Below are 19,846 nucleotides of genomic sequence, written 5' to 3'. Positions count from 1 at the left end.
GCGGCCGCCGTGGATGCAGCGGCCGGTTTCTATAGGCTGATCGTGTGGCCAGTACAGAGGAACCCGAGACCGGTGGGACCGCGCCCCGGCGCGTGCCGGGTGACGCGCAGAGCTTCGCCCGCGCGCTGCGGCGGACGAACGGCGAGATCAACCGACTGGTCCATGGTTTCGCGCTCGCGCAGGGACTGCATCCCACGGACGTGCAGGCGCTCTCCGTCGTACTGGACAGTCCGGAGCCGCTGACCCCGGGTCGGCTGAGGGAGCACCTGGGGTTGACCTCGGGTGCGGTCACCGCCTGCCTCGACCGGCTCGAACGGGCCGGGCACATCCGGCGCTCCCGGGAGAGCGCCGACCGCAGGGTCGTCCATGTGCACTACGTGGAGGGGGCGAGGGCCGCCGCGCGCAGCTACTTCATGCCGTTGGCGCAGGCGGCGGAGCGGGCCCGGCTGCGGTTCGACGCGGAGGAGCTGGCCGTGGCCGTGCGCTTCCTGGAGGCGTTGAACGAGGAGCTCGGCGATCTGACCGTCCCGCGTCGCTGACCCGGCTCCGGGGCCGTGCGACGCCCGCCGGTCGCGCACCGCCGATGTCTCCCTCCGGCGAGCCCCCGGCACCCCCTGCACCCTCGCTCGCCCTCTCCGTGCTTCAATCTCTCTCAATCATTGAGATTCTTTCTCCTTGAGAGACTTCGTCCGTGTCGAGAGACCCCTTCCCTGGAGTCCGCATGCCACGCCCCGCACGATGGGCCGCACGTCTGCTGCCCCTCGTCCTGCTCGTCCTCTGGCTCGCCGTCGGCGGCGGGCTCGGTCCGTACGCGGGAAAGCTCGGTGAGGTCGCCACCAACGACCAGGCCGCCTTCCTCCCCCGCAGCGCCGAGTCCACCCGGGTGATCGAGGCCCAGCGGGCCTTCCGCCAGGACGAGACGCTCCCCGCGCTCGTGGTCTGGACCTCGCCCGGCGGCGCGCCGCTCGGTCCCGAGACACGCGCCGCGGCCACGCGCGCGCTGGCCACGCTCACCGGGCAGCCGGGCGTCGTGGGCGCCCCGAGCCCGGCCCTTCCCTCCGAGGACGGGGAGGCGCTGCGCGGAGTCGTCCAGCTCCGCCCCGATCTCGGCGACGAGCTCGCCCCCACCCTCGCGGAGATCGACCGGGCGGCCTCGGCCGTGCCCGGGACGACGGTGTGGCTCGCCGGCCCCGCCGCCACACAGGCCGATCTGTCGGACGCCTTCGCCGGCATCGACGGGCTGCTGCTCGCGGTCGCCCTGGTCACGGTGCTGCTCATCCTGCTGCTCGTGTACCGCAGTGTGCTGCTCCCCCTGATCATCATCGTCGGCGCGGTGCTCTCGCTCGCCCTGGCCTGCGCCGTGGTGTACGTGCTCGCCGACCACGACGTCGTCCGGGTCGACGGACAGGTCCAGGGCATCCTGTCGATCCTGGTCATCGGCGCCGCCACCGACTACGCACTGCTCCTCGCCGCCCGCTACCGCGAGGAGCTCGCCCGCCGTGACGGCGAGCGCGTCCCGGCCATGCGCGCGGCGCTGCGCCAGTCCGCCGGTCCCATCACGGCCAGCGCGGCCACCGTGGCCCTCGCCCTGCTCGCCCTGCTGTTCAGCGATCTGACGAACAACCGGGCCCTGGGCCCGGTGGGCGCCATCGGCATCGTCTGCGCCGTGCTGAGCACGCTGACCTTCCTGCCCGCCGTCCTGGTGCTGCTCGGCCGCGCCGCGTACTGGCCCTCCAAGCCCCGCCCGTCCGAGTCCGAGGGCGGCGGCCACGGGATCTGGCGCCGCGTGGCCTCGCTGGTCGACCGCGCTCCCCGCAAGGTGTGGGCGGCGACGCTCGCCGGACTGCTCGCCTGCGCCGCCTTCTCCCCGCTCCTGGAGTCCAAGGGCGTGCCGCTCGACGAGATCTTCGTCAACGACGCCCCTTCCGTCGCCGCGCAGGAGGCGCTCGGCCGGCACTTCCCCGGCGGGGCCGGCAACCCGGCGATCGTGATCGCCGACGCGGCCGCGGCGGCCCGGGTGACCTCGGCGGCCGAGGCGGTCGAGGGAGTCGACTCGGCCGCGGCCGTCACCGCCTCCGGCCGGCCCGGGGCCGGAGCCCCGCTGGTCGTCGACGGACGGGTCCGGATCGACGTCACGCTGACCGACGCCGCGGACAGCGACGCGGCCGCGGCGGCGGTCGCCCGGCTCCGCACGTCGGTGCACGCGGTGCCGGGGGCGGACGCCCTCGTCGGCGGGTACACGGCGCAGCGGTACGACACCCAGCGGACCGCCGAGCGCGACCGGATGCTGATCGTGCCGGTGGTGCTCGCCGTCATCCTGGCCATCCTCGTGGTCCTCCTCCGCTCGCTCCTGATGCCGCTGCTGCTCGTGGCCACGGTGGCCCTGAACTTCTTCGCCACCCTCGGGGTCTCGGCCCTGGTCTTCCAGCACGTCTTCGGCTTCAGCGGCACGGACTCCTCGGTCCCGCTCTACGGATTCGTGTTCCTGGTCGCACTCGGCGTGGACTACAACATCTTCCTGATGTCCCGGGTGCGGGAGGAGTCGCTGCGGCACGGGGTCCGCGAGGGCGTGCTGCGCGGACTGACCGCGACCGGCGGTGTCATCACCTCGGCCGGTGTGGTGCTGGCCGCCACATTCGCGGCGCTGGGCGTCATCCCGCTCGCCTTCCTGGTGCAGATCGCCTTCATCGTGGCGTTCGGCGTCCTCCTCGACACCCTCGTCGTCCGCTCGCTGCTCGTGCCCGCGCTCGTACGGGACCTCGGCCCCGTCGCGTGGTGGCCCGGCAGGCTGAGCCGGACGGCGACGGGGCCGGGGCCGGAGGGCGGTGCCTCCCGGAAGAACGCCTCCGCTACTTAGGCATCAGCACCGTGTCGACGATGTAGACGGTGGCGTTGGCCGTGGGGACGTTGCCGCAGACCACCTTCGCGGACTCGTTGACGGTGAAGGACTCGCCGGAGCCCTGGGTGGTCAGCCGGCCCTTCTGGAGGGTCGTGAAGGAGCCGTTCTCCAGCTGCTTCGGGGTGAGCTTCTGGCCCACGACGTGGTACGTGAGGATGTCCGTCAGCATCGCCTTGTCGGCGAGGACCTTGTCCAGGTCGGCCTTCGGGATCTTGGCGAAGGCGGCGTTGGTCGGCGCGAACACCGTGATGTTCTCGGCGTTGTTCAGCGTGTCCACGAGACCCGCCTGCTTGACGGCGGTGACCAGCGTCGACAGCTCCGGGTTGTTCGATGCGGCCGTGGCGACCGGGTCCTTGGCCATGCCGTCGAAGGAACCGGCGCCCTCCTTCGGCACCGACGCGCACCCGGGGCCGAAGGGGCCGTCGGCCGTCGTGCCGGCCGCCGTCGACGAGGCCGCCGCCGGGGCCGCCGCTCCGTCGCCGCTCTCCTCGCCGGAACAGGCGGTCAGGCCCAGCGGCAGCAGCACGGCGGCGGTCACGGCGACGGAGGCACGACGGAAGGTCTGGGTGTTCATGATCACTCCTGGGGCTTCGGGTCCACCGGTCGGCGGCCCCTCAGCGGGCATTCGGCGTGCCGCTGCGTCCGGATGGCTTCCCTCACCCGAAGGAGTGATGAGGACGGGCTGCCGCGCCCGGACCGGCCGAGCCGTGCGGAAATGTTTCCGCCGCGACCCGTCCACCGGGCCGTCGGCTCCGAACACCTCCTGTACGCGAGTGATTCCTGGAGGAGACCGCAGGTGAGAGAGAACGTGTGGATCGGCGACGTCCGACCCGCGACTCCGGACCTTCCCGAGCTGATGGGACGCGTGGCGCTCGGCGACCAGGAGGCCTTCACGGCCGTCTTCGAGGCCGTCTCGGGGCCGGTGCTCGGCCTGGTCCGCACCGTGCTGCGGGACCCCGCCCAGTCCGAGGAGGTCGCCCAGGAGGTGCTGGTCGAGGTGTGGCGGACCGCGGCCCGCTACGAGCCCGCCCGGGGGTCGGTCCTGGCCTGGGTCATGACGCTCGCGCACCGCAGGGCCGTCGACCGGGTGCGGTCCGAGCAGGCGGCCTCGAACCGCGAGAAGCGGGTGGCCCTGCTGGAGCACACGGCCGCCTACGACGAGGTGGTGGAGCAGGTGGAGAGCCGGCTGGAGCGGGAGCAGGTCCGGCGCTGCCTGCGGGGCCTCACCGAGCTGCAGCGCCAGTCGGTGGATCTGGCGTACTACCGGGGCCTCACCTACCGCGAGGTGGCGGAACTGCTCGCCGTTCCGCTGGGCACCGTGAAGGCGCGGATGCGCGACGGGCTCATCCGGCTCAGGGACTGTCTGGGGGTGGGGGCGTGAACACCGCGGATCCGCACACGATGACCGGCGCCTACGCGCTCGACGCGCTGGACCCCGAGGAGCAGGAGGCCGTACGGCGCCATCTGGCGGAGTGTCCCTCGTGCGCCCAGGAGGTCCTGGAGTTCTCCGAGACCGTCGTCCGGCTCGGCCTCGCCGTCGCGGTGACGCCGACCGCCACACTGCGGACCGGTGTCATGGAGCGGATCGCGACCGTACGCCAGGAACCGCCGGCGACGAGGGCCGTGCGGGCCCCGCGCGGGCGGCGCGGCCTGCGCCGGTGGTCGCACTGGGCGCTGGCGGCCTGTCTCGCCGGAGCGGTCGGGCTCGGCGGGGTCGCGGCCTGGCAGCACGGGCTCGCCGAGGACGCCCGGCAGGAGACGAGCCGCGCACGCCAGGCGAACGACGCCGTCGCCGAGGTCCTCGCGGCCCCGGACGCCCGGGTCTCCACCAGCCGGCTCGAAGGCGGCGCCGTGGGCACGGTCGTCGTGTCGGCCTCGCTCGACCGGGCGGTGTTCGCCGCCTCCGGCATGGCGCCGCCACCGGCCGGCAAGGTCTACCAGCTCTGGTACGACGACGAGGGCACCATGCGGTCCGCGGGGCTGATGGACCCGGGGGCCACCGCGGAGGCGACCCTCCTCGACGGTCCCGTGGACCGGGCGTCCGGGGTGGGAGTCACCGTCGAACCCGCCGGCGGCTCGCCGAGTCCGACCTCCGCTCCGGTCGCGGTGCTCGCCTTCCCCCGGGCCTGACCCGGGGGAGGGCGCACGGGGGCACGCGCACACGCGCACGCGTGCCCCCGCCCCGCGCGGCCCGCAGGGCCCCGCCCGGAGGTTCATGGGGTCCGGTCGGTCGGGCCCGCGTGCTCACCGGGCGTGGCCAGTTCCTCCACCGCCTCCGCTCCGACGACCGCGCCCGTGGACCTCTTGCCGCGCCGCAGCCGGCCTTCGAGCCAGGAGGCGAAGGTGGTGAGCGCGAAGTTGAGGATGACGAAGAGGACGGCGACGACGGTGAAGCAGGCGATCGTGTTCGCTCCGTAGTTGGCGCTCATCGGGCGGACGGAGGCGAGGAGCTCGGAGAAGCCGAGCATGGCGCCGCCGAGCGCGGTGTCCTTGACGATGACGACGAGCTGGCTGACGAGCGCGGGCAGCATGGCCGTGACCGACTGCGGGAGGAGCACGTACGCCATGGTCTGGCCCTTGCGCATGCCGATGGCCTTCGCCGCGTCGGTCTGTCCCGCGGGGAGGGCGAGGATGCCCGCCCGGACGACCTCGGCGAGCACGGAGGCGTTGTAGAGGACGAGGCCGGTGACGACGGCGTACAGCGGACGGGTCTCCGGGCTGATGTCGGTGAACTCGGAGTAGGCCGCGTTGGCGAAGAGCATGAGGATCAGGACGGGGATCGCGCGGAAGAACTCCACGACCGTGCCCGCCGCGCCGCGTACGGCCCGGTGGTCCGAGAGGCGGGAGATGCCGAGGAGCGCGCCGAGGGGCAGCGCGATCACCATGGAGAGTCCGGCGGCGATCACGGTGTTCTCGAGGGCGGGCAGGAGGTACGTCTCCCAGACCCGGGCGTCCGTGAAGAAGGGGGCCCACTTGGACCATTCGAGCTGGTTCTTGGCGGCGAGGCCCGCCACGACCCACCACACGACGGCGGCGAGCGCGAGCAGGAACAGCAGCGTCCAGAGGAGGTTGCGGCGCCGGGCGCGGGGGCCGGGGACGTCGTAGAGGACGGTGGGCCTGGTCTTCACCGCTTCACCGCCACCTTCTTGGCCACCCAGCCGAGGAACAGGCCGGTGGGCAGGGTCAGGCAGATGAAGCCGACGGCGAAGATCGCGGAGATGAGGATGAGCTGGGCCTCGTTCTCGATCATCTCCCGCATCAGCAGGGCGGCTTCGGCCACGCCGATGGCGGCGGCCACGGTGGTGTTCTTGGTGAGGGCGATGAGGACGTTGGCGAGGGGGCCCACGACGGAGCGGAAGGCCTGCGGGAGCACGACGATGCGCAGGACCTGGGGGAAGCTGAGCCCGATGGCGCGGGCGGCCTCGACCTGGCCGAGGGGCACGGTGTTGATGCCGGAGCGCAGCGCCTCGCAGACGAAGGCGCTGGTGTAGGCGGTGAGGCCGAGGACGGCGAGCCGGAAGTTGATCGTGGTGAACCGGTCGGCGCCCATGCTGACGCCGAGGGTCTGGAACAGGCCCAGCGAGGTGAAGACGATGATGACGGTGAGGGGGATGTTGCGGACGATGTTGACGTAGACGGTGCCGAAGCCCCGCATGAGGGGGACGGGGCTGACGCGCATCGCCGCCAGCAGCGTCCCCCAGACGAGGGAGCCGATCGCCGAGTAGACGGTGAGCTGCACCGTCACCCAGAAGGCTCCGAGCAGGTCGTACCCCTGGAGGAAGTCGAACACGACGACCCGCTCACTTCACGATGACGCCGATCTCGGGGGCGGGTTCGTTCTGGTAGTTCGCGGGGCCGAAGTTCTTCTTCACCGCCGCGTCCCAGGAACCGTCGGCGACCATCTTCTCCAGGGCGGTGTTGATCTTGTCCTTGAGCTCGCTGCCCTTCTGGACGCCGATGCCGTAGTTCTCGTTGCTCATCTTGAAGCCGCCGAGCTTGAACTTGTCCTTGAACTGACTCTGCGCGGCGTATCCGGCGAGGATCGAGTCGTCGGTGGTGACGGCGTCGATGACGCCGTTCTCGAGTCCGGTCAGGCACTCGGAGTAACCGCCGTACTCCTGGAGCTGGGCGTCCGGGGCGATCTTGTCCTTGACGTTCTGGGCGGACGTCGAGCCGGTGACCGAGCAGAGCTTCTTGTTGTTGAGGTCGGACGGCTGCTTGATGGAGTCGTCGTCGGCCCGGATCAGGACGTCCTGGTGGGCGAGGAGGTAGGGGCCGGCGAAGTCGACCTTCTTGGCCCGCTCGTCGTTGATCGAGTACGAGGCGGCGATGAAGTCCACGTCGCCGCGCTGGAGCATCGTCTCCCGGTCGGCGCTCTTGGCCTCCTTCCAGACGATGTCGGACGGGTCGTGACCGAGCTGCTTGGCGATGTAGGTGGCCACGTCGACGTCGAAGCCGGTGTACGTGCCGTCCGGGGTCTTCAGGCCGATGCCGGGCTGGTCGTACTTGATGCCGACGGTGATCTCCTCGCCGCCGTGGTCGCGGGGGACGGCACCGGTCGCGCCGTTCGCGAATCCCGCGGAGGTGAAGGAGAGGACGACGGCCGCGGCGACGGCCACGGTGGCCCTGCCGGTGCTGACGGTCGTCCTGCCGGTCCTGGTCGCGTTCATGAGGATCACCCCTGGGGGCTGCTCAGTGGTGTCAGTGGTGGAGGATCTTGGACAGGAAGTCCTTGGCGCGGTCACTGCGCGGGTTGCTGAAGAACTCGTCCGGGGTGGTCTCCTCGACGATCCTGCCGTCGGCCATGAAGACGACGCGGTTGGCGGCGGATCGGGCGAAGCCCATCTCGTGGGTGACGACCACCATCGTCATGCCGTCCCGGGCGAGTTGCTGCATGACCTCCAGGACCTCGTTGATCATCTCGGGGTCGAGCGCGGAGGTCGGCTCGTCGAAGAGCATCACCTTCGGTTCCATGGCGAGGGCGCGGGCGATCGCCACGCGCTGCTGCTGGCCGCCGGAGAGCTGAGCGGGGTACTTCTCCGCCTGCGAGGCGACCCCGACCCGGTCGAGGAGGGCGCGGGCGCGCTGCTCGGCCGCCTTCCGGTCCTTCTTGCGGACCTTGATCTGGCCCAGGGTGACGTTGTCGAGCACCGTCTTGTGCGCGAAGAGGTTGAAGGACTGGAAGACCATCCCGACGTCGGCGCGCAGGGCCGCGAGTTCCCGTCCTTCGGCCGGCAGGGGGCGTCCGTCGACGACGATCCGCCCCTTGTCGATGGTCTCCAGGCGGTTGATCGCGCGGCAGAGCGTCGACTTCCCCGATCCCGACGGCCCGATGACGACCACGACCTCGCCCCGGTGGATGGTGAGGTCGATGGACTGGAGCACGTGCAGGGTGCCGAAGTGCTTGTCCACCCCGCGGAGCACGACGAGCTCGTCGCCTCCTGCCGGGACGCCACCTTCCGGGACGGGCATGTCACCCTCCTGGCTCACGCCCCCGCTTCGCTCCTTCTCACGTTCATGCTCCGCCCTCCGTCCGGCCCCCGCACTCCGGAGGGGGTGCACGGAGAGTGAGCGGGCACACCGTGCCGTGGCCCCCGGCCGGGTCGGCCGGGGGCCACGGGGGGCCCGAGCCGCCGGACGGCGGCCGGGCCGCGCTCAGGAGGCGGTCTCGCGGGCGGCCAGTTCGATCAGGTCGCAGACCTCGACTGGCCGGGAGGCGAGCGAGGCGTGGCTCGCGTCGAGCTCGACGGTCTTGCGCGGGTTCATCCGCGCGGCCATGCGGCGCTCGTTGTCGGGGTGGATCATGCGGTCCTCGGTGGAGACCTGGTAGTACGTGGGCTTGGCCCGCCAGGCCGGGGCGGTGACGTTGTCGGCGAAGGTGGAGCCGAGCGGAGCCTTCTGCGTGACGGCCATGACCAGGGCCTCTTCCGGGGTCAGGTCCTGGGCGAAGCTGTCGTGGAACGCGTCCTGCTTGATCCAGAGGTAGCCGTCCGAGTCGGGGGCGATGTTCTCGAAGGCGGCGGGCGGCTTCTCCTGGCTGATCTGGCCGGGGCTCTCACCGGCGTCCGGGGCGAAGGCCGCGATGTAGACGAGACCGGTCACGTTCGGCAGGTCGCCGGCCTCGGTGATGACGGCGCCGCCGTAGGAGTGGCCGACGAGCAGGACGGGGCCGTCGACCTGCCGGACCATCTTCCGGGTGCGTTCGGCGTCGTCGGCGAGCGAGGTGAGCGGGTTCTCGACGGCGTGGAGCCGGTCGTGGCCGCGCCGGTGGAGCTCGGTGATCACCTTGGCCCAGTGGGCGGCGCCGCCCCAGAAGCCGTGGACGAGGACGATCGCGGGCTTGTCTGCCATGGGTTCCGTACCGATCTGCGCGAGGAATGGGATCCCGCCCCTGCCCCGCCCCGTACCCCCGCGGTCACGCTACGGGAGGGCAGGTGGGCCCGCATGTCAGGCCGGAACCACGCGCGCGTGGGGGCGGGCTGGCGGACACTGGGGGTGGGAGCCGAGTGCGTGAGGAGGGTCCGCCATGAGCAGTGCCGCACCCAAGGTCAGCACGTTGCCGCCGGAGCACCGGGAACGCCTGATGGCCTTCGCCGAGGACGTGTACTTCGAGTCCGGTCACCGGCTGTTCGAGGAGCAGCAGCACGCCGACCGGTTCTGGATCGTGAAGACGGGCGCGGTGACGCTCGACGCGAAGGTGCCGGGGCGCGGGGCGCCGGTGATCGAGACCCTCCACCACGGCGAGCTGGTGGGCCTGTCGTGGCTGTTCCCGCCGTATCTCTGCCAGTCGGGGGCGGAGGCGATGACCCCGGTCCGGGCCCAGGAGTTCGACGCCCCGGCCGTGCGCTCGATGTGCCGCTCGGACGCGGACTTCGGAGCCTCGGTCATGTTCTGGGTGGGCTCGATCCTGGCCCACCGCCTCCAGGTGACCAGGGTCCGGCTCCTCGACCTGTACGCGCCGCACGGGAGCGGCATCCTGGCCTGACGGACGGGACGGCACGCCACGGCGGTGCGGAGGAGACCGCGCGGCCGTGCCCTTGCGCCCGCGCCCGAGGCGCGGAGCCGGGGAGCCACGGAGCCGGGAAGGCCCCACGCGGGGGCGGGCCCGGACCCCGGGACCGCCGGACGCTACCGTGACGGTGCACCGGCGGGTCCGGTCCCCGGCGCTCACCGCGGGGCGGGCGGGCCCTCGGCCAGAACTCCGTCGACGAGCTGCGAGGTCCCGATGAGCGACCCGACGACGGCACGCGAGGCGATCGCCCTCGTCGCCGGCGACGACTTCACCGAGTTCCCCTGCGCGGAGGGGCCCTTGACGGACGACGGGCCGCTGGGATGGCCCGGCTACTCCGCCGCGCACGCGCGTGCCTCCGCCCGTACCGGCGAAAGCGAGTCGGTGGTCTGCGGGACGGGTCGGATCGGCGGGGTGCGGGCGGTCCTGGTCTCCTTCGAGTTCGGGTTCCTCGGCGGTTCCCTCGGGGAGCGGACGGGGGCGCGCGTCGCCGCGGCCCACGCGCGGGCCCGCGCGCTGCGGCTGCCCGTGGTCGTGCTGCCGGCGACCGGCGGCAGCCGGATGCACGAGGGCATGCGGGCGCTGCTCCAACTCCAGCTGCTCGCGGGCGAGTCGGCTCTCACCCGGGCCGCCGGGCTGCCGCAGATCGCCGTCCTGCGGGACCCGACGACGGGCGGCGGCTGGGCCACGCTCGGCGCCGGATCGGATGTGGTGCTGGCGCTGCCCGGCGCCCAGGTCGGCTTCGCCGGTTCCCGGGTCCGCCCGCCGGACGCGGACCCCGCCGCGTACACCGCCGAGGCGCAGCTCGCGCACGGCCACGTCGACGCGATCGTGGCGCCCGACGCGCTCCGTGACGTCCTCGGGCGCTGGCTCTCCCTGCTCACGCGTCCCGCCGCGGGCCGGGCGGCGCCGCCGCGCGCGCTCGGCGACCCGGGCACGCCGCCCGCCGCGAGCGGCCGGGAGGCGGTGGCCCGGGCCCGGCACCCGGAGCGCCCCCGGGCGGGCGCGTACCTCGACGCGTACTTCTCCGTCCGCGAGGAGATCTCGGGCGACCGTGCCGGGGGTGTCGATCCGGGGATGCGGTGCGGCTTCGGACGGCTCCCCGACGGCCGTACGGTGGCGTACGCGGCGCAGTGCGGGACCGCGACCCGCCCGGCGGGGTTCCGTACGGCCGCCCGGCTCGTACGGCTGGCCGACCGGCTGGGGGTACCGGTCCTCACCCTCATCGACACGCCCGGGGCCGCCAACGACCCGGAGGCGGAGCGCGCCGGCGCCGGCCCGGCGATCGCCGACCTGTTCGCCGCCGTCGCCACCGCGCGCGTCCCCGTGACCTCGCTGCTCGTCGGCGAGGGCGGCTCGGGCGGCGCCCTCGCCCTCGCGGCCCCGGGCCACCTGTGGGCCACTCCCGACAGCTACTTCTCGGTGATCGCCCCGGAGGCCGCGGCGTCGATCCTCAAGCGCCCGCCGGAGGAGTCCGCCGCGACGGCGGACCGGCTCCGCCTGCGCCCGCGCGACCTCCTGGAGCTGGGCGTCGTCCGGGGCGTCGTGGAGAACTGAAGCCCGCGGCCTCAGGGGCCGACCGCACCCGCGTGACCGGTCCGCGGCCGGTCCCGGGACACGGCACCCGGGACGGCTCGGCGCCGGGCCCGGCCCCGGCCGTTCAGTAGTAGTTGCGCATGATCTCGTCCGCCCAGGCCGGCTGGGCGGTCGGGCCCTGCGGGGCGAACTCGGCCATGTACGGCTTGATGTCGAGGACCGGTGTGCCGTCGACCGCGTCGAGGCCGCGTACGTGGATGTCCAGGCCGTCGGTGCGCACCAGCACGCAGCGGGAGAGTCCGAGCCGGTTGGGCCGGTTCTTGCCGCGCTGGGCGAAGATCCCGACCAGCGGCCACTCCGTGTTGCCGCGCGGGTGGCGGGCTCCGGTCTCCACGGCGTCCGGTCGTACGCGGTCGAAGTGGTAGACGACCTCCAGGTGCGAGAACGCGTCGAGGCCGGCGAGCGCCTCGGGGCCGAAGGCCTCCGCGTCCAGCCGGATGACGGACTCGACGTCGCCCCACTCGTCGTCGCGGACCTCCGCGCGGCCCCCGACGACCCGGCCCACCGGATGGGAGACGACGGACGTGCGGATCTGTTCCTCTGCCATGGGCTCCTCGTTCCTTCCCGCGCCCCCGGAGGGACTCCCGCCCGGCACGCTACCGCCGCCCGCAGAACCGTCAGATGCCGGGCCCGTACCCCGGATCGGGCCCCTGGCGCGGATGCCACACCACCGAGACCCCCCAGAGGCCGAGTGCGACCACGGCGGCGCACACGAGGAACGCCGCCCACGGGCGGAGCCACCGTGTCGCCGCCGCCCAGGCCACCGGCGGGACCAGCAGGCCGGCGAGCAGGATCAGGGGCAGCTCGACGAGGATGACGCTCCAGTCCCTGGCGTGCGCCTCGAACCCGCCGTCGATGCTGTACGCGGCCCGGGGCAGGGCGAAGACCCCGGCGGCGGCGATCCCGCCGACGGCGAGCAGGCAGCCGACGGCGCCCTGGGCCCGGCCGTCGTCGGCCCCACTGCCCCTGTCGGCGCTGTCGACGCCGTCGGTGTCGGCGCTGTCAGCGCTGTCAGCGCTGTCAGCGCCCTCGGTGACCTGGCCGATGCCGTCTGAACCGGTGGCGGGGTTCTCGCTCATGCCCGGGAGGGACGCCGGACGCCGCGGGCCGGTTCCGGAGGCCGGGTGCGCCTCACGGGGCCCGTGCGCGGTCCGCACCGCACGGCTCGCCGAACCCGCGGCCGCGGGTGACCATGGTGAACGGAACCTGGCGAGAAGCCGGCCGGCACTGGAGGGCACCCGTGGCGCACACCGGCACCACCACCGACGTACTCATCGTGGGCGCGGGTCCCGTCGGCCTGAGCGCCGCCGCCGAGCTCCGCAGGCACGGGGTGCGCTGCCGGCTCGTCGACCGGCTGCCGGCGCGGCTCCCGTACGCCAAGGCCGTCGGGATCCAGCCGCGCACCCTGGAGCTGTGGGACCGGATGGGCCTGATCCGGTCGGTCCTGGAGGCCGCCGTCCCGATGCGCGGCCAACTGACCTACGTCAACGGCGCGGTGGCGGCGCGTGTCTCGCTCGAACTGCCCCCCGACGTGCCGTACGGCTTCGCGGCCCTGCCGCAGTACGAGACCGAGCGCCTCCTGGAGGAGTACGTCGCCGGCTTCGGAACGCACATCGAGCGCGGGACGGAACTCGTCTCGTTCGTCCAGGACCCGGACGGGGTCACCGCCCTGCTGCGCGGCGCGTCGGGGCTCACCGAGGAACTGCGGGTGCCCTATCTGATCGGCTGCGACGGAGCCCACAGCGTCGTCCGCAAGACTCTGGGCCTGTCGTACGAGGGCGGCGCGTTCCCGGAGGCTTACATGCTCGGCGACGTCGTGGCCGAGTCCGAGTGGGACCTGCCGCAGGGGTACGCGCTCCGCTGCGAGCACCGGGCCGACGACGGGTCCCTCGACGACGTCCTCGTGTGCATCCCGCTGCCCGGCGACGGCCGTTACCGGATGTCGATGAAGGTGCCGCCCGAGCTGGCCGAACCGACCGACACGGCGCGGGCGCGACCGCCACGGGGCGGCGGCTCCCCGTCGGACGGACTCGCCCACGGCCTCCAGGACGGTCGCGGCCCCGACCTTTCCCACCTGCAGGCCGTCGTCGACCGGCTGGCCCCGGGCCCGGCCCGGCTCTCCCAGCTGCGCTGGTCGTCGGTCTTCCGCATCAGCCACCGGATCGTCGGCCGCTACGGCGAGGGCAGGGTGTTCGTCGCGGGCGACGCCGCGCACATCCACCCGCCCACCGGCGCCCAGGGCATGAACACCGGCATCCAGGACGCCGCCAACCTGGCCTGGAAGCTCGCCCTCGTGGTGCAGGGCGAGGCCGGGCCCGCGCTGCTCGGCAGTTACGACGCCGAGCGGCGCCCGGTGGGCGAGGAGGTCGTCGGCCGTACCGTGCGGCACGCCACCCGGGGCCTCGAGAACGACCCGGGCGATCTGACGACGCTGCTGCTCCGTGAGGCCCAGCTCCTCGTCGGCTACCGGGACGGCCCGCTCGCCGGCGCCCCGTACGGGCCGGTCGACGCGCCGCAGCCCGGAGATCTGGCCCCGGACTGCGGCGGTCTGGACACACCGGTCGCGGTCTACCCGCTGCGGCTGCTCGACGTCCTGCGCGACCGGCCGGGACACGTCGCCGTGCTGTACGGGGCCGATGCCACCGGGCTGGCGCGGGCGGTGGCGGCGGCCAGGGCCGTCGCCGTCGAGCGGCTGCCGCTCGACGTCGTCGCCCTGCTCCCCCGGGAGGCCGATCCGGACACCTCCCCCGACCTGGGCGCTCCGGCCTACCGGGACGCCGGCGGGGAGTTCGCGCGGATCTACCTCCCCGACGGCGACACCGGCTTCGTCGTGCGCCCCGACGGGCAGCTCGCCGCCCGGTTCCCGCTCGGCGCCACCACGGCGGCCCTGACGGACTGCCTCCGGACGCTGTCCGTACCGCTACGGGACCCAGTGGTTGCCTGAGGCCGTGATCATGACCTGGAGCTGGATGCTCGCGGAGAAGTAGCTGCTGGTGTCGATCGGGGTGGCCAGCATCTTGTTCCACAGGGCGTCCAGCCAGGCCTGGCTGCCGGAGTCGGTCATCGCCGCCACCGCGAACGGGGCGAAGAAGGCCGCCTCGCTGCCCGCCGAGATCTGGGTGCCGTTGAGCTTGTAGCCGATGGCGATCTTGTTCGGGTCGCCGCCGGTCTTCGTCTTGATCCAGCTGTTGAGCTTCCGCGCGGCCGCGAGCGACGTGGCGTCGCCGCTGGTCACCGCGTCGTCCGCGATGCGCCACGGGGTGCGGCAGGCGTTCCACCAGTACGCGCCGTCGTTGGGGTCCTCCAGGACCTGGCCCGGGGCGGGCTTCGGCGTGGTGTTGGTGTCGACGACGAAGTCGGGGAGGAGTCCGGTGCCGGAGGCGTAGGTCGACTGGAGACGGGAGATCTGGGTCTGGTGCGCGGTGCGCACGGCGTCCCAGGTCGTGTCGCCCGAGGCGGTGCGGAAGGCGCGGAAGTGGTCGACCATCCAGTCGGACGTACGGGTGATGTAGTAGTACTGGTCGCCGGAGCTGCTCCAGTCGCCGAGCTTCAGGAGCTTGGTCGTCGGGTTGAGTTCGTCCTTCTTGATGGCGGCGATGTGCTTGAGCGCGAGGTCCTTGTAGTTGTAGGTGCCGGTGCTGCCCCACTGCTTGTCGGCGAGGAGCAGGCCGTACGCCACGTCCATGTCGCCGTCGGTGGCGCCGTCACCGCCGTTGACGCTGCGGCAGTTGACGTCCTGTTCGGCGGCGAGCAGGTTCGGGTTGATGGCGGACGGGTGGTCGATCTTCCACTTGACGAGGCCGTCGAAGATCTTCTTCGCGTCGGGGTCGGCGCCGGCCATGGTCGCGGCGACGACCATGCCGTAGCCCTGTGCCTCGGCGACGTACGGGTGGTCGGCGTCGGGCGAGATGATCTGGTACCAGCCGTTGCCGCAGTTCTGCCGGACGAAGGCGGACTTCCACCTGTTGTAGTAGTCGACGACCTTCTGGTCGAGGGTGGCCTGGGACCCGGAGGGCTTCAGCGTGCCGGCGGCGTAGGGCCTGAGGTGGCTGCCGAAGGGGACGGCCGTGCCGCCGCCGCCCCCGGTGCCGGTGGGCGCGCCGTAGACCTCGAACTCCCAGAGGGAGTAGCCGTACGCGGTGCCGCGGCCGGTGCCGTACATACGGACGTAGCGGCCGCTGCCGGAGACCGTCAGGTCGTCGGTCGCGCCGTCACCGGCCGTGGTGGAGTAGACGTCGGACCAGGTCGAACCGTCGGCCGAGGTCTGTATCTTGTACGTCTTCCCGTACGCGTCCTCCCAGTTGAGCTTGACGCGGGAGATCGTGTGATTCACCCCGAGGTCGATGCGGATCCACTGCGGATCGACTCCTTCGAGGCTCGCCCAGCGAGTGGCCGCGCTGCCGTCCACCGCGAGACCGGGCCCGAAGGCCGAGGTCTCGACGGACGAGGCCGTCACCGCCTTTCCGGTGGACACCAGACCGTCGGCGGCCTGTGCCTGCGGCAGCACCGTCAGGGGCAACGCCAGCAGACCCGCGAGCCCGAGAAGCGAGACGCTTCGTCGACGCATGACAACTCCCTTTCCCTCCATGGCCAATGGTTAGGAAATGTTCCTAACCATTGGCCCGGAGAGTAGAGAGACCGGAAGGCCCGCGCAAGACCCCGCACCACAACCGGGACGCGAGGACGGTGTCGGCGTCGCTCGACGCGGGGGGATCTGACGGTGCCGCTGATGTCGCGGACGGGTTCAGCCGGACGGAGACTCCGCACCGCCCTCGGTCGGCTCCGAACCGCCCTCCGTGGACTCTGCGCCGCCCTCCGTGGACTCCGCACCGCCCTCCGTGAACGCGTCCCCGGCCTCTCGCCGCGCCGCGCGGGCGTCCCGTAGCGCCGTGTGCACCGACCAGACCACCGAGACCAGGGGGACGGCCACCACGGCGCCCACGATGCCCGCGGCGATGGAGCCCGCGATGACCGAGATCGCGACCACCAGCGGGTGGAGCCGTACGGCCCAGCTCATGACGAGCGGATGCAGGACGTGGCCCTCGATCTGGCCGATCACCACGATCAGCCCGATCACGATCGCGGCCACCAGGGGCCCCTGCGAGGCCAGCGCCACGACGGCGGCGACCGCCAGCGCGATGGGCGAGCCGATCAGCGGCACGAACGCGGCGACGAACTCCAGCAGGGCCAGCGGCACCGCGAGGGGCACGCCGAGGAGCCACAGGGCGATCCCGACGAGCACCGCGTTCACCGCCGCCACGAGCACGATCCCGTGGGTGTAGCCGGTGAAGGTCCGCCAGGCGGCGCGCCCGCCCACCGCCACCCGCTCGCGGACCGACCCGGGCAGCTGCTTCCGGAACCAGGCCCACTGGCGGTCGCCGGAGTGGATGAAGAACACCGCGGAGAACACGGCCAGGGCCAGCGTCGTCAGCACGGCCACCACATGGTGGGCCCCGCTCAGGGCCGTACTGACCAGGGTCGAGCGATGGCTGGAGAGGTACTCCCCGATCCTGGCCTGGAGGTCGCCGAGGGCCCCCGGGTTCAGCCGGAACGGCGGCCGCTCCAACCAGTCCTCGATCCGGCCGACCCCCACCCGGAACTCGCGCACGAGGGTCGTCCGCTCCCCCGCCACCGCCTCCCCGACCAGCGCGAGCACGCCCAGGACGAGCGCGATGCCGCCGAGGAGGGTGAGCGCCACGGCGAAGGGCCGGGGCAGCCCCCGGGCGACGACGTCGGCGACGGGACGGAGCAGCGCGGTGATCACGAGCCCGAGGAAGAGGGCCACGCCGATCTCGTGGAAGCGCCCGAGCACCGCGAACAGGCTGTAGACCAGTACGCCGACGACGAGCAGCCGCCACGCGTACGCGGCGGCCGTGCGGAGGAAGGGGCTGACCATGACCGTCGTGGATGTCCCTGGCTGCATCCCACCGACCTACCACCCGCGGCGGCCTCGCGCCGTCAGGATCACAGGCGGGCGCCGGGAACTCCGCCGATCGGCGGTGCGGCGGCGGCGCGACGGGCGCGTCCGGGCCCTTGAGGCCGCGATCGTCAGAGGGAGGCGATCGTGACGCGCGTCGCTGAGGCCGCGGCGGCGACGGCCGAGCGGGGCCGGTCCGTCCAGTCGAGGAGCCGGAGCTCGCCCTGCGCGGACTGACCGGTCTGACCGGTGTGACCGGTGTGACTGGTGTGACTGGTGTGACCGGACTCACCCACCTGGCCCGCCTTGAGCCGGGCCTCCGCCCGGACCCACAGCCGCAGCAGCGCCGGGCCCGCGTCCGGCGAGGCCGCGGCCTCCGCGACGTCCGCGTCGGGGAGGAGACGGCGGAGTACGTGGACGGGGCCGGGGCGGCGCGTCGCCGGCTCGACGTCGACGCCGATCGCACCCGGGCCCACGGCGGCCGCGACAAGGCCGTCGGCGTGACTGAGGCTGACGCCCACGCCGGGCCGGCCCCGCAGGTACGGGCGCCCGTGACCGTGTTCTCCGCACCCCGGGCACCGCTGGGCGAGGGCGGGCGTGTCCGGCGGAAGGCCGGTGGCACGGGCGACGCACAGCCGCAGGAGGAGGCGCGCCGCCAGTACGTCGTCCCGGCGGCTCGGCAGCCGTATCCCCGCGAGGCGGCGCCGTTCCCACGGGGCCAGCAGAGCCTCGTCCAGATCGGGGTGGGCCAGCACCTCCGGGGTCGTGGCCACGACCGCCAGCGCCGTCTCCGGGCCCGGCTCCGGCCCCCCTACGGGACCGCCGCCCGTCATCGGTGGGCGCTCAGCCGGCGGCGGCGCTCAGGAAGCGCTCCTGGACACGGCCGAGGGTGCGGAAGTCGTCGATGGTGACTTCCTGGAGGTCGATGGTGTTCCCGGAGAGCTCCTCCAGGAGGTCGATGAACTCGAGGAAGTCCATCGAGTCGATGAGACGCGCCTCGATGAGGTCCTCGTCGTGGGCGATGGGGCCGTCGAGACCGGGATTCTTCTCGTGGAGCCACTCGGCGATGCGTTCCATGGGGAGGGGTTGCTCCTTGCTCACAGCTGTCGTGGGGAAGTGGGAGGGATGCGTGGCGCCGCGGCCCGGCCTCAGACGCGGGCGTCTCGGAGCCGGTCCAGGGCCTGTTCTGCGGTGCCGTGGGCGAGGATCATCGCGTGGATCCAGCGTTCGAGCCCGAAGGCGACGCAGGAGCTGTACGCCGCGCCGGCCGAGCCCGCGCGGATGTCCAGCCGTTCGCCGAAGAAGTTGCGGTGCCGGTTCACGGAGGCGATGGCCGTGCCGTCGGGGGCGCAGAACTCGTGCTTCACCGGGTCGAGGGCCATCAGCCTGGCGCGGGAGCCGCCCTTGTCGTAGAAGGGGTCGTCGGCCACGGCCCGGGTCAGCTCCAGACCGAGGAGGGCGGCCGCTTCGAGGATGAACTCCGCGCCTCGCTCCAGGTGTTCGACGGATCCCTGCTTGGTGCCGAGGTACAGGACCTCGCGCATGTGGAAGCCCCACAGGCGGCGCAGGCCGTCGTAGTGGGTCTCGTTGCGGAAGCAGCGGCCCGAGGCGGAGAGGCGGAGGCCGTCCTCGCCGACGTCCCGGCCCTCCAGGGAGAGCAGGAGCCCGTAGCAGGTCGCGGACGGCAGCAGATGGCCGGTCGGCCGCAGGGGCAGCTCCCCCGGTGTCTCGCCGGCCGCGAGTCCGTCGAGCGCGTCCGGGGCGAAGCGCCCGGCGGAGACGCCGAGATGGGGGAAGTTACGGAAGAAGTCGAGGCGCGTCAGGCCCTCCACGGACAGCAGCGGCGGGCCGACGACCTCGGGCGCGGAGAGCCGTGCGGCGAGGCCCGTGAGCAGCTCGTCGAGTCCGCGCAGGAGCGCGGTCCGGACCGGGTCCAGCGTGATCAGGCCCGCACCCGGGCTCTTCAGGCCGCCGTCCGGCAGGGCCGTGGCGCTGGGTGTGCTCATGGAAACCGCTCCCTCTGGGCGTGGGCGAGCGAACCGGGATACGGGGAACGCCCTTGGATGTGGTCGCCGTCGACCGCGAGACGCAGCAGCGGTGAAGCCGGCCGACATCCCTGCGGGACCGGACTGCGCAAGGGGACACTAGGTCAGCCTCGCGCAGGTTGTCTAGACCAAAGCCGATAGGCTGTCACATGCAAGTCAGCATATTGAGACGTCACTTGACAACGAGTATGGTCTAAACCAATTCTTCTGAACGGTGTGGCCACGACCCCCACGCCGGGCGCCGCCGCGCGTCCGTTCCGTCCACCCCGACGTCCGACCTTCCGTCCGTCCATGCCACTCGCCCCCGGCTCCGCGCCGAGGGTTTCTCCGTGCTGTCCACCGGCCGGGGAACGCGTGCCCCGACTCCCGCCCTGGAGGGA

General features: G+C 72.8%; 20 protein-coding genes. 7 read left to right on the top strand and 13 right to left on the bottom strand.

Features of this window, described 5'->3' with window-relative positions:
- Window positions 1-44: 44 nt before the first annotated feature.
- Both AMK27_RS09815 and AMK27_RS09810 read left to right on the top strand, forming a co-directional pair.
- The gene (locus AMK27_RS09815) at window positions 45-539 is read left to right on the top strand and encodes a MarR family winged helix-turn-helix transcriptional regulator (protein ID WP_073904785.1); all 495 of its coding nucleotides are present in this window, start codon (window positions 45-47) and stop codon (window positions 537-539) included.
- Between the two features lie 182 nt (window positions 540-721).
- Window positions 722-2,857, top strand: coding sequence for an MMPL family transporter (locus tag AMK27_RS09810; protein WP_073904784.1), 2,136 nt, complete (start codon window positions 722-724; stop codon window positions 2,855-2,857).
- On the opposite strand, the gene AMK27_RS09805 is transcribed toward AMK27_RS09810, so the two are convergent.
- The gene (locus tag AMK27_RS09805; protein ID WP_073904782.1) at window positions 2,850-3,473 is read right to left on the bottom strand and encodes a fasciclin domain-containing protein; all 624 of its coding nucleotides are present in this window, start codon (window positions 3,471-3,473) and stop codon (window positions 2,850-2,852) included. The two genes, AMK27_RS09810 and AMK27_RS09805, sit on opposite strands and share 8 nt — an antisense overlap.
- Window positions 3,474-3,695: 222 nt before the next feature.
- Here AMK27_RS09805 and AMK27_RS09800 point away from each other — a divergent pair, with 222 nt between their 5' ends.
- The gene (locus AMK27_RS09800) at window positions 3,696-4,280 is read left to right on the top strand and encodes a sigma-70 family RNA polymerase sigma factor (RefSeq protein ID WP_073904781.1); all 585 of its coding nucleotides are present in this window, start codon (window positions 3,696-3,698) and stop codon (window positions 4,278-4,280) included.
- Entirely contained in the window at window positions 4,277-5,029 is a 753-nt protein-coding gene (locus tag AMK27_RS09795) for an anti-sigma factor (protein WP_073904779.1), read from the top strand. Before AMK27_RS09800 ends, AMK27_RS09795 begins: the two co-directional genes overlap by 4 nt.
- Before the next feature lie 83 nt (window positions 5,030-5,112).
- Here the strand turns inward: AMK27_RS09795 and AMK27_RS09790 are convergent, their stop codons facing one another.
- From AMK27_RS09790 to AMK27_RS09770, 5 genes are all read right to left on the bottom strand, one after another.
- Window positions 5,113-6,027: an amino acid ABC transporter permease gene (locus tag AMK27_RS09790; protein WP_073904777.1), complete on the bottom strand. Its 915-nt coding sequence runs from the start codon at window positions 6,025-6,027 to the stop codon at window positions 5,113-5,115.
- On the bottom strand, window positions 6,024-6,689 hold the full coding sequence (locus AMK27_RS09785) for an amino acid ABC transporter permease (RefSeq protein ID WP_073904776.1): 666 nt from the start codon (window positions 6,687-6,689) through the stop codon (window positions 6,024-6,026). The genes AMK27_RS09790 and AMK27_RS09785 overlap by 4 nt, the downstream gene beginning before the upstream one ends.
- Window positions 6,690-6,699: 10 nt before the next feature.
- Window positions 6,700-7,569 (bottom strand): glutamate ABC transporter substrate-binding protein, encoded by an 870-nt coding sequence (locus AMK27_RS09780; protein ID WP_073905922.1) that lies wholly within the window; start codon window positions 7,567-7,569, stop codon window positions 6,700-6,702.
- A gap of 31 nt (window positions 7,570-7,600) precedes the next feature.
- Window positions 7,601-8,371, bottom strand: a complete 771-nt coding sequence (locus AMK27_RS09775) for an amino acid ABC transporter ATP-binding protein (protein WP_073905919.1) — start codon at window positions 8,369-8,371, stop codon at window positions 7,601-7,603.
- Between the two features lie 183 nt (window positions 8,372-8,554).
- Window positions 8,555-9,250, bottom strand: a complete 696-nt coding sequence (locus AMK27_RS09770; RefSeq protein ID WP_073904774.1) for an alpha/beta hydrolase — start codon at window positions 9,248-9,250, stop codon at window positions 8,555-8,557.
- A 175-nt stretch (window positions 9,251-9,425) separates the two neighbouring features.
- Between AMK27_RS09770 and AMK27_RS09765 the strand changes: the two genes are divergently transcribed.
- Window positions 9,426-9,884 carry a cyclic nucleotide-binding domain-containing protein gene (locus tag AMK27_RS09765; protein ID WP_073904772.1) on the top strand — a complete coding sequence of 153 codons (459 nt, stop codon included), beginning with the start codon at window positions 9,426-9,428 and terminating at the stop codon, window positions 9,882-9,884.
- A 240-nt stretch (window positions 9,885-10,124) separates the two neighbouring features.
- Window positions 10,125-11,465 (top strand): carboxyl transferase domain-containing protein, encoded by a 1,341-nt coding sequence (locus tag AMK27_RS09760; protein ID WP_073904771.1) that lies wholly within the window; start codon window positions 10,125-10,127, stop codon window positions 11,463-11,465.
- Window positions 11,466-11,568: 103 nt separating this feature from the next.
- Here AMK27_RS09760 and AMK27_RS09755 read toward each other — a convergent pair whose 3' ends face one another.
- Window positions 11,569-12,051: an SAM-dependent methyltransferase gene (locus tag AMK27_RS09755; RefSeq protein WP_073904769.1), complete on the bottom strand. Its 483-nt coding sequence runs from the start codon at window positions 12,049-12,051 to the stop codon at window positions 11,569-11,571.
- Between the two features lie 70 nt (window positions 12,052-12,121).
- Window positions 12,122-12,583 carry a hypothetical protein gene (locus AMK27_RS09750; RefSeq protein WP_079188320.1) on the bottom strand — a complete coding sequence of 154 codons (462 nt, stop codon included), beginning with the start codon at window positions 12,581-12,583 and terminating at the stop codon, window positions 12,122-12,124.
- Window positions 12,584-12,744: 161 nt separating this feature from the next.
- Between AMK27_RS09750 and AMK27_RS09745 the strand changes: the two genes are divergently transcribed.
- The gene (locus AMK27_RS09745) at window positions 12,745-14,448 is read left to right on the top strand and encodes an FAD-dependent monooxygenase (RefSeq protein ID WP_073904768.1); all 1,704 of its coding nucleotides are present in this window, start codon (window positions 12,745-12,747) and stop codon (window positions 14,446-14,448) included.
- Here the strand turns inward: AMK27_RS09745 and AMK27_RS09740 are convergent.
- The 5 genes from AMK27_RS09740 to AMK27_RS09720 all read right to left on the bottom strand — a co-directional run bounded on the left by AMK27_RS09740 (window position 14,425) and on the right by AMK27_RS09720 (window position 19,427).
- Window positions 14,425-16,071 (bottom strand): glycosyl hydrolase family 8, encoded by a 1,647-nt coding sequence (locus AMK27_RS09740; protein WP_073904766.1) that lies wholly within the window; start codon window positions 16,069-16,071, stop codon window positions 14,425-14,427. The two genes, AMK27_RS09745 and AMK27_RS09740, sit on opposite strands and share 24 nt — an antisense overlap.
- A gap of 177 nt (window positions 16,072-16,248) precedes the next feature.
- Window positions 16,249-17,427, bottom strand: coding sequence for an AI-2E family transporter (locus AMK27_RS09735; RefSeq protein ID WP_079188319.1), 1,179 nt, complete (start codon window positions 17,425-17,427; stop codon window positions 16,249-16,251).
- 125 nt (window positions 17,428-17,552) lie between these two features.
- A complete protein-coding gene (locus AMK27_RS09730; RefSeq protein ID WP_073904764.1) occupies window positions 17,553-18,254 on the bottom strand; it encodes a 4'-phosphopantetheinyl transferase family protein in 702 nt (233 codons plus the stop codon).
- Between the two features lie 10 nt (window positions 18,255-18,264).
- Window positions 18,265-18,498: an acetyl xylan esterase gene (locus AMK27_RS09725; RefSeq protein ID WP_073904763.1), complete on the bottom strand. Its 234-nt coding sequence runs from the start codon at window positions 18,496-18,498 to the stop codon at window positions 18,265-18,267.
- A 71-nt stretch (window positions 18,499-18,569) separates the two neighbouring features.
- On the bottom strand, window positions 18,570-19,427 hold the full coding sequence (locus tag AMK27_RS09720; protein ID WP_073904761.1) for a hypothetical protein: 858 nt from the start codon (window positions 19,425-19,427) through the stop codon (window positions 18,570-18,572).
- Window positions 19,428-19,846 lie beyond the last annotated feature (419 nt).

The organism is Streptomyces sp. CB02009, assembly GCF_001905825.1.
In the GTDB taxonomy this organism is placed as follows: domain Bacteria; phylum Actinomycetota; class Actinomycetes; order Streptomycetales; family Streptomycetaceae; genus Streptomyces.
The sequence above is the reverse complement of the archived record's forward strand: the minus strand, read 5'-3'. Positions and strand labels throughout refer to the sequence as shown.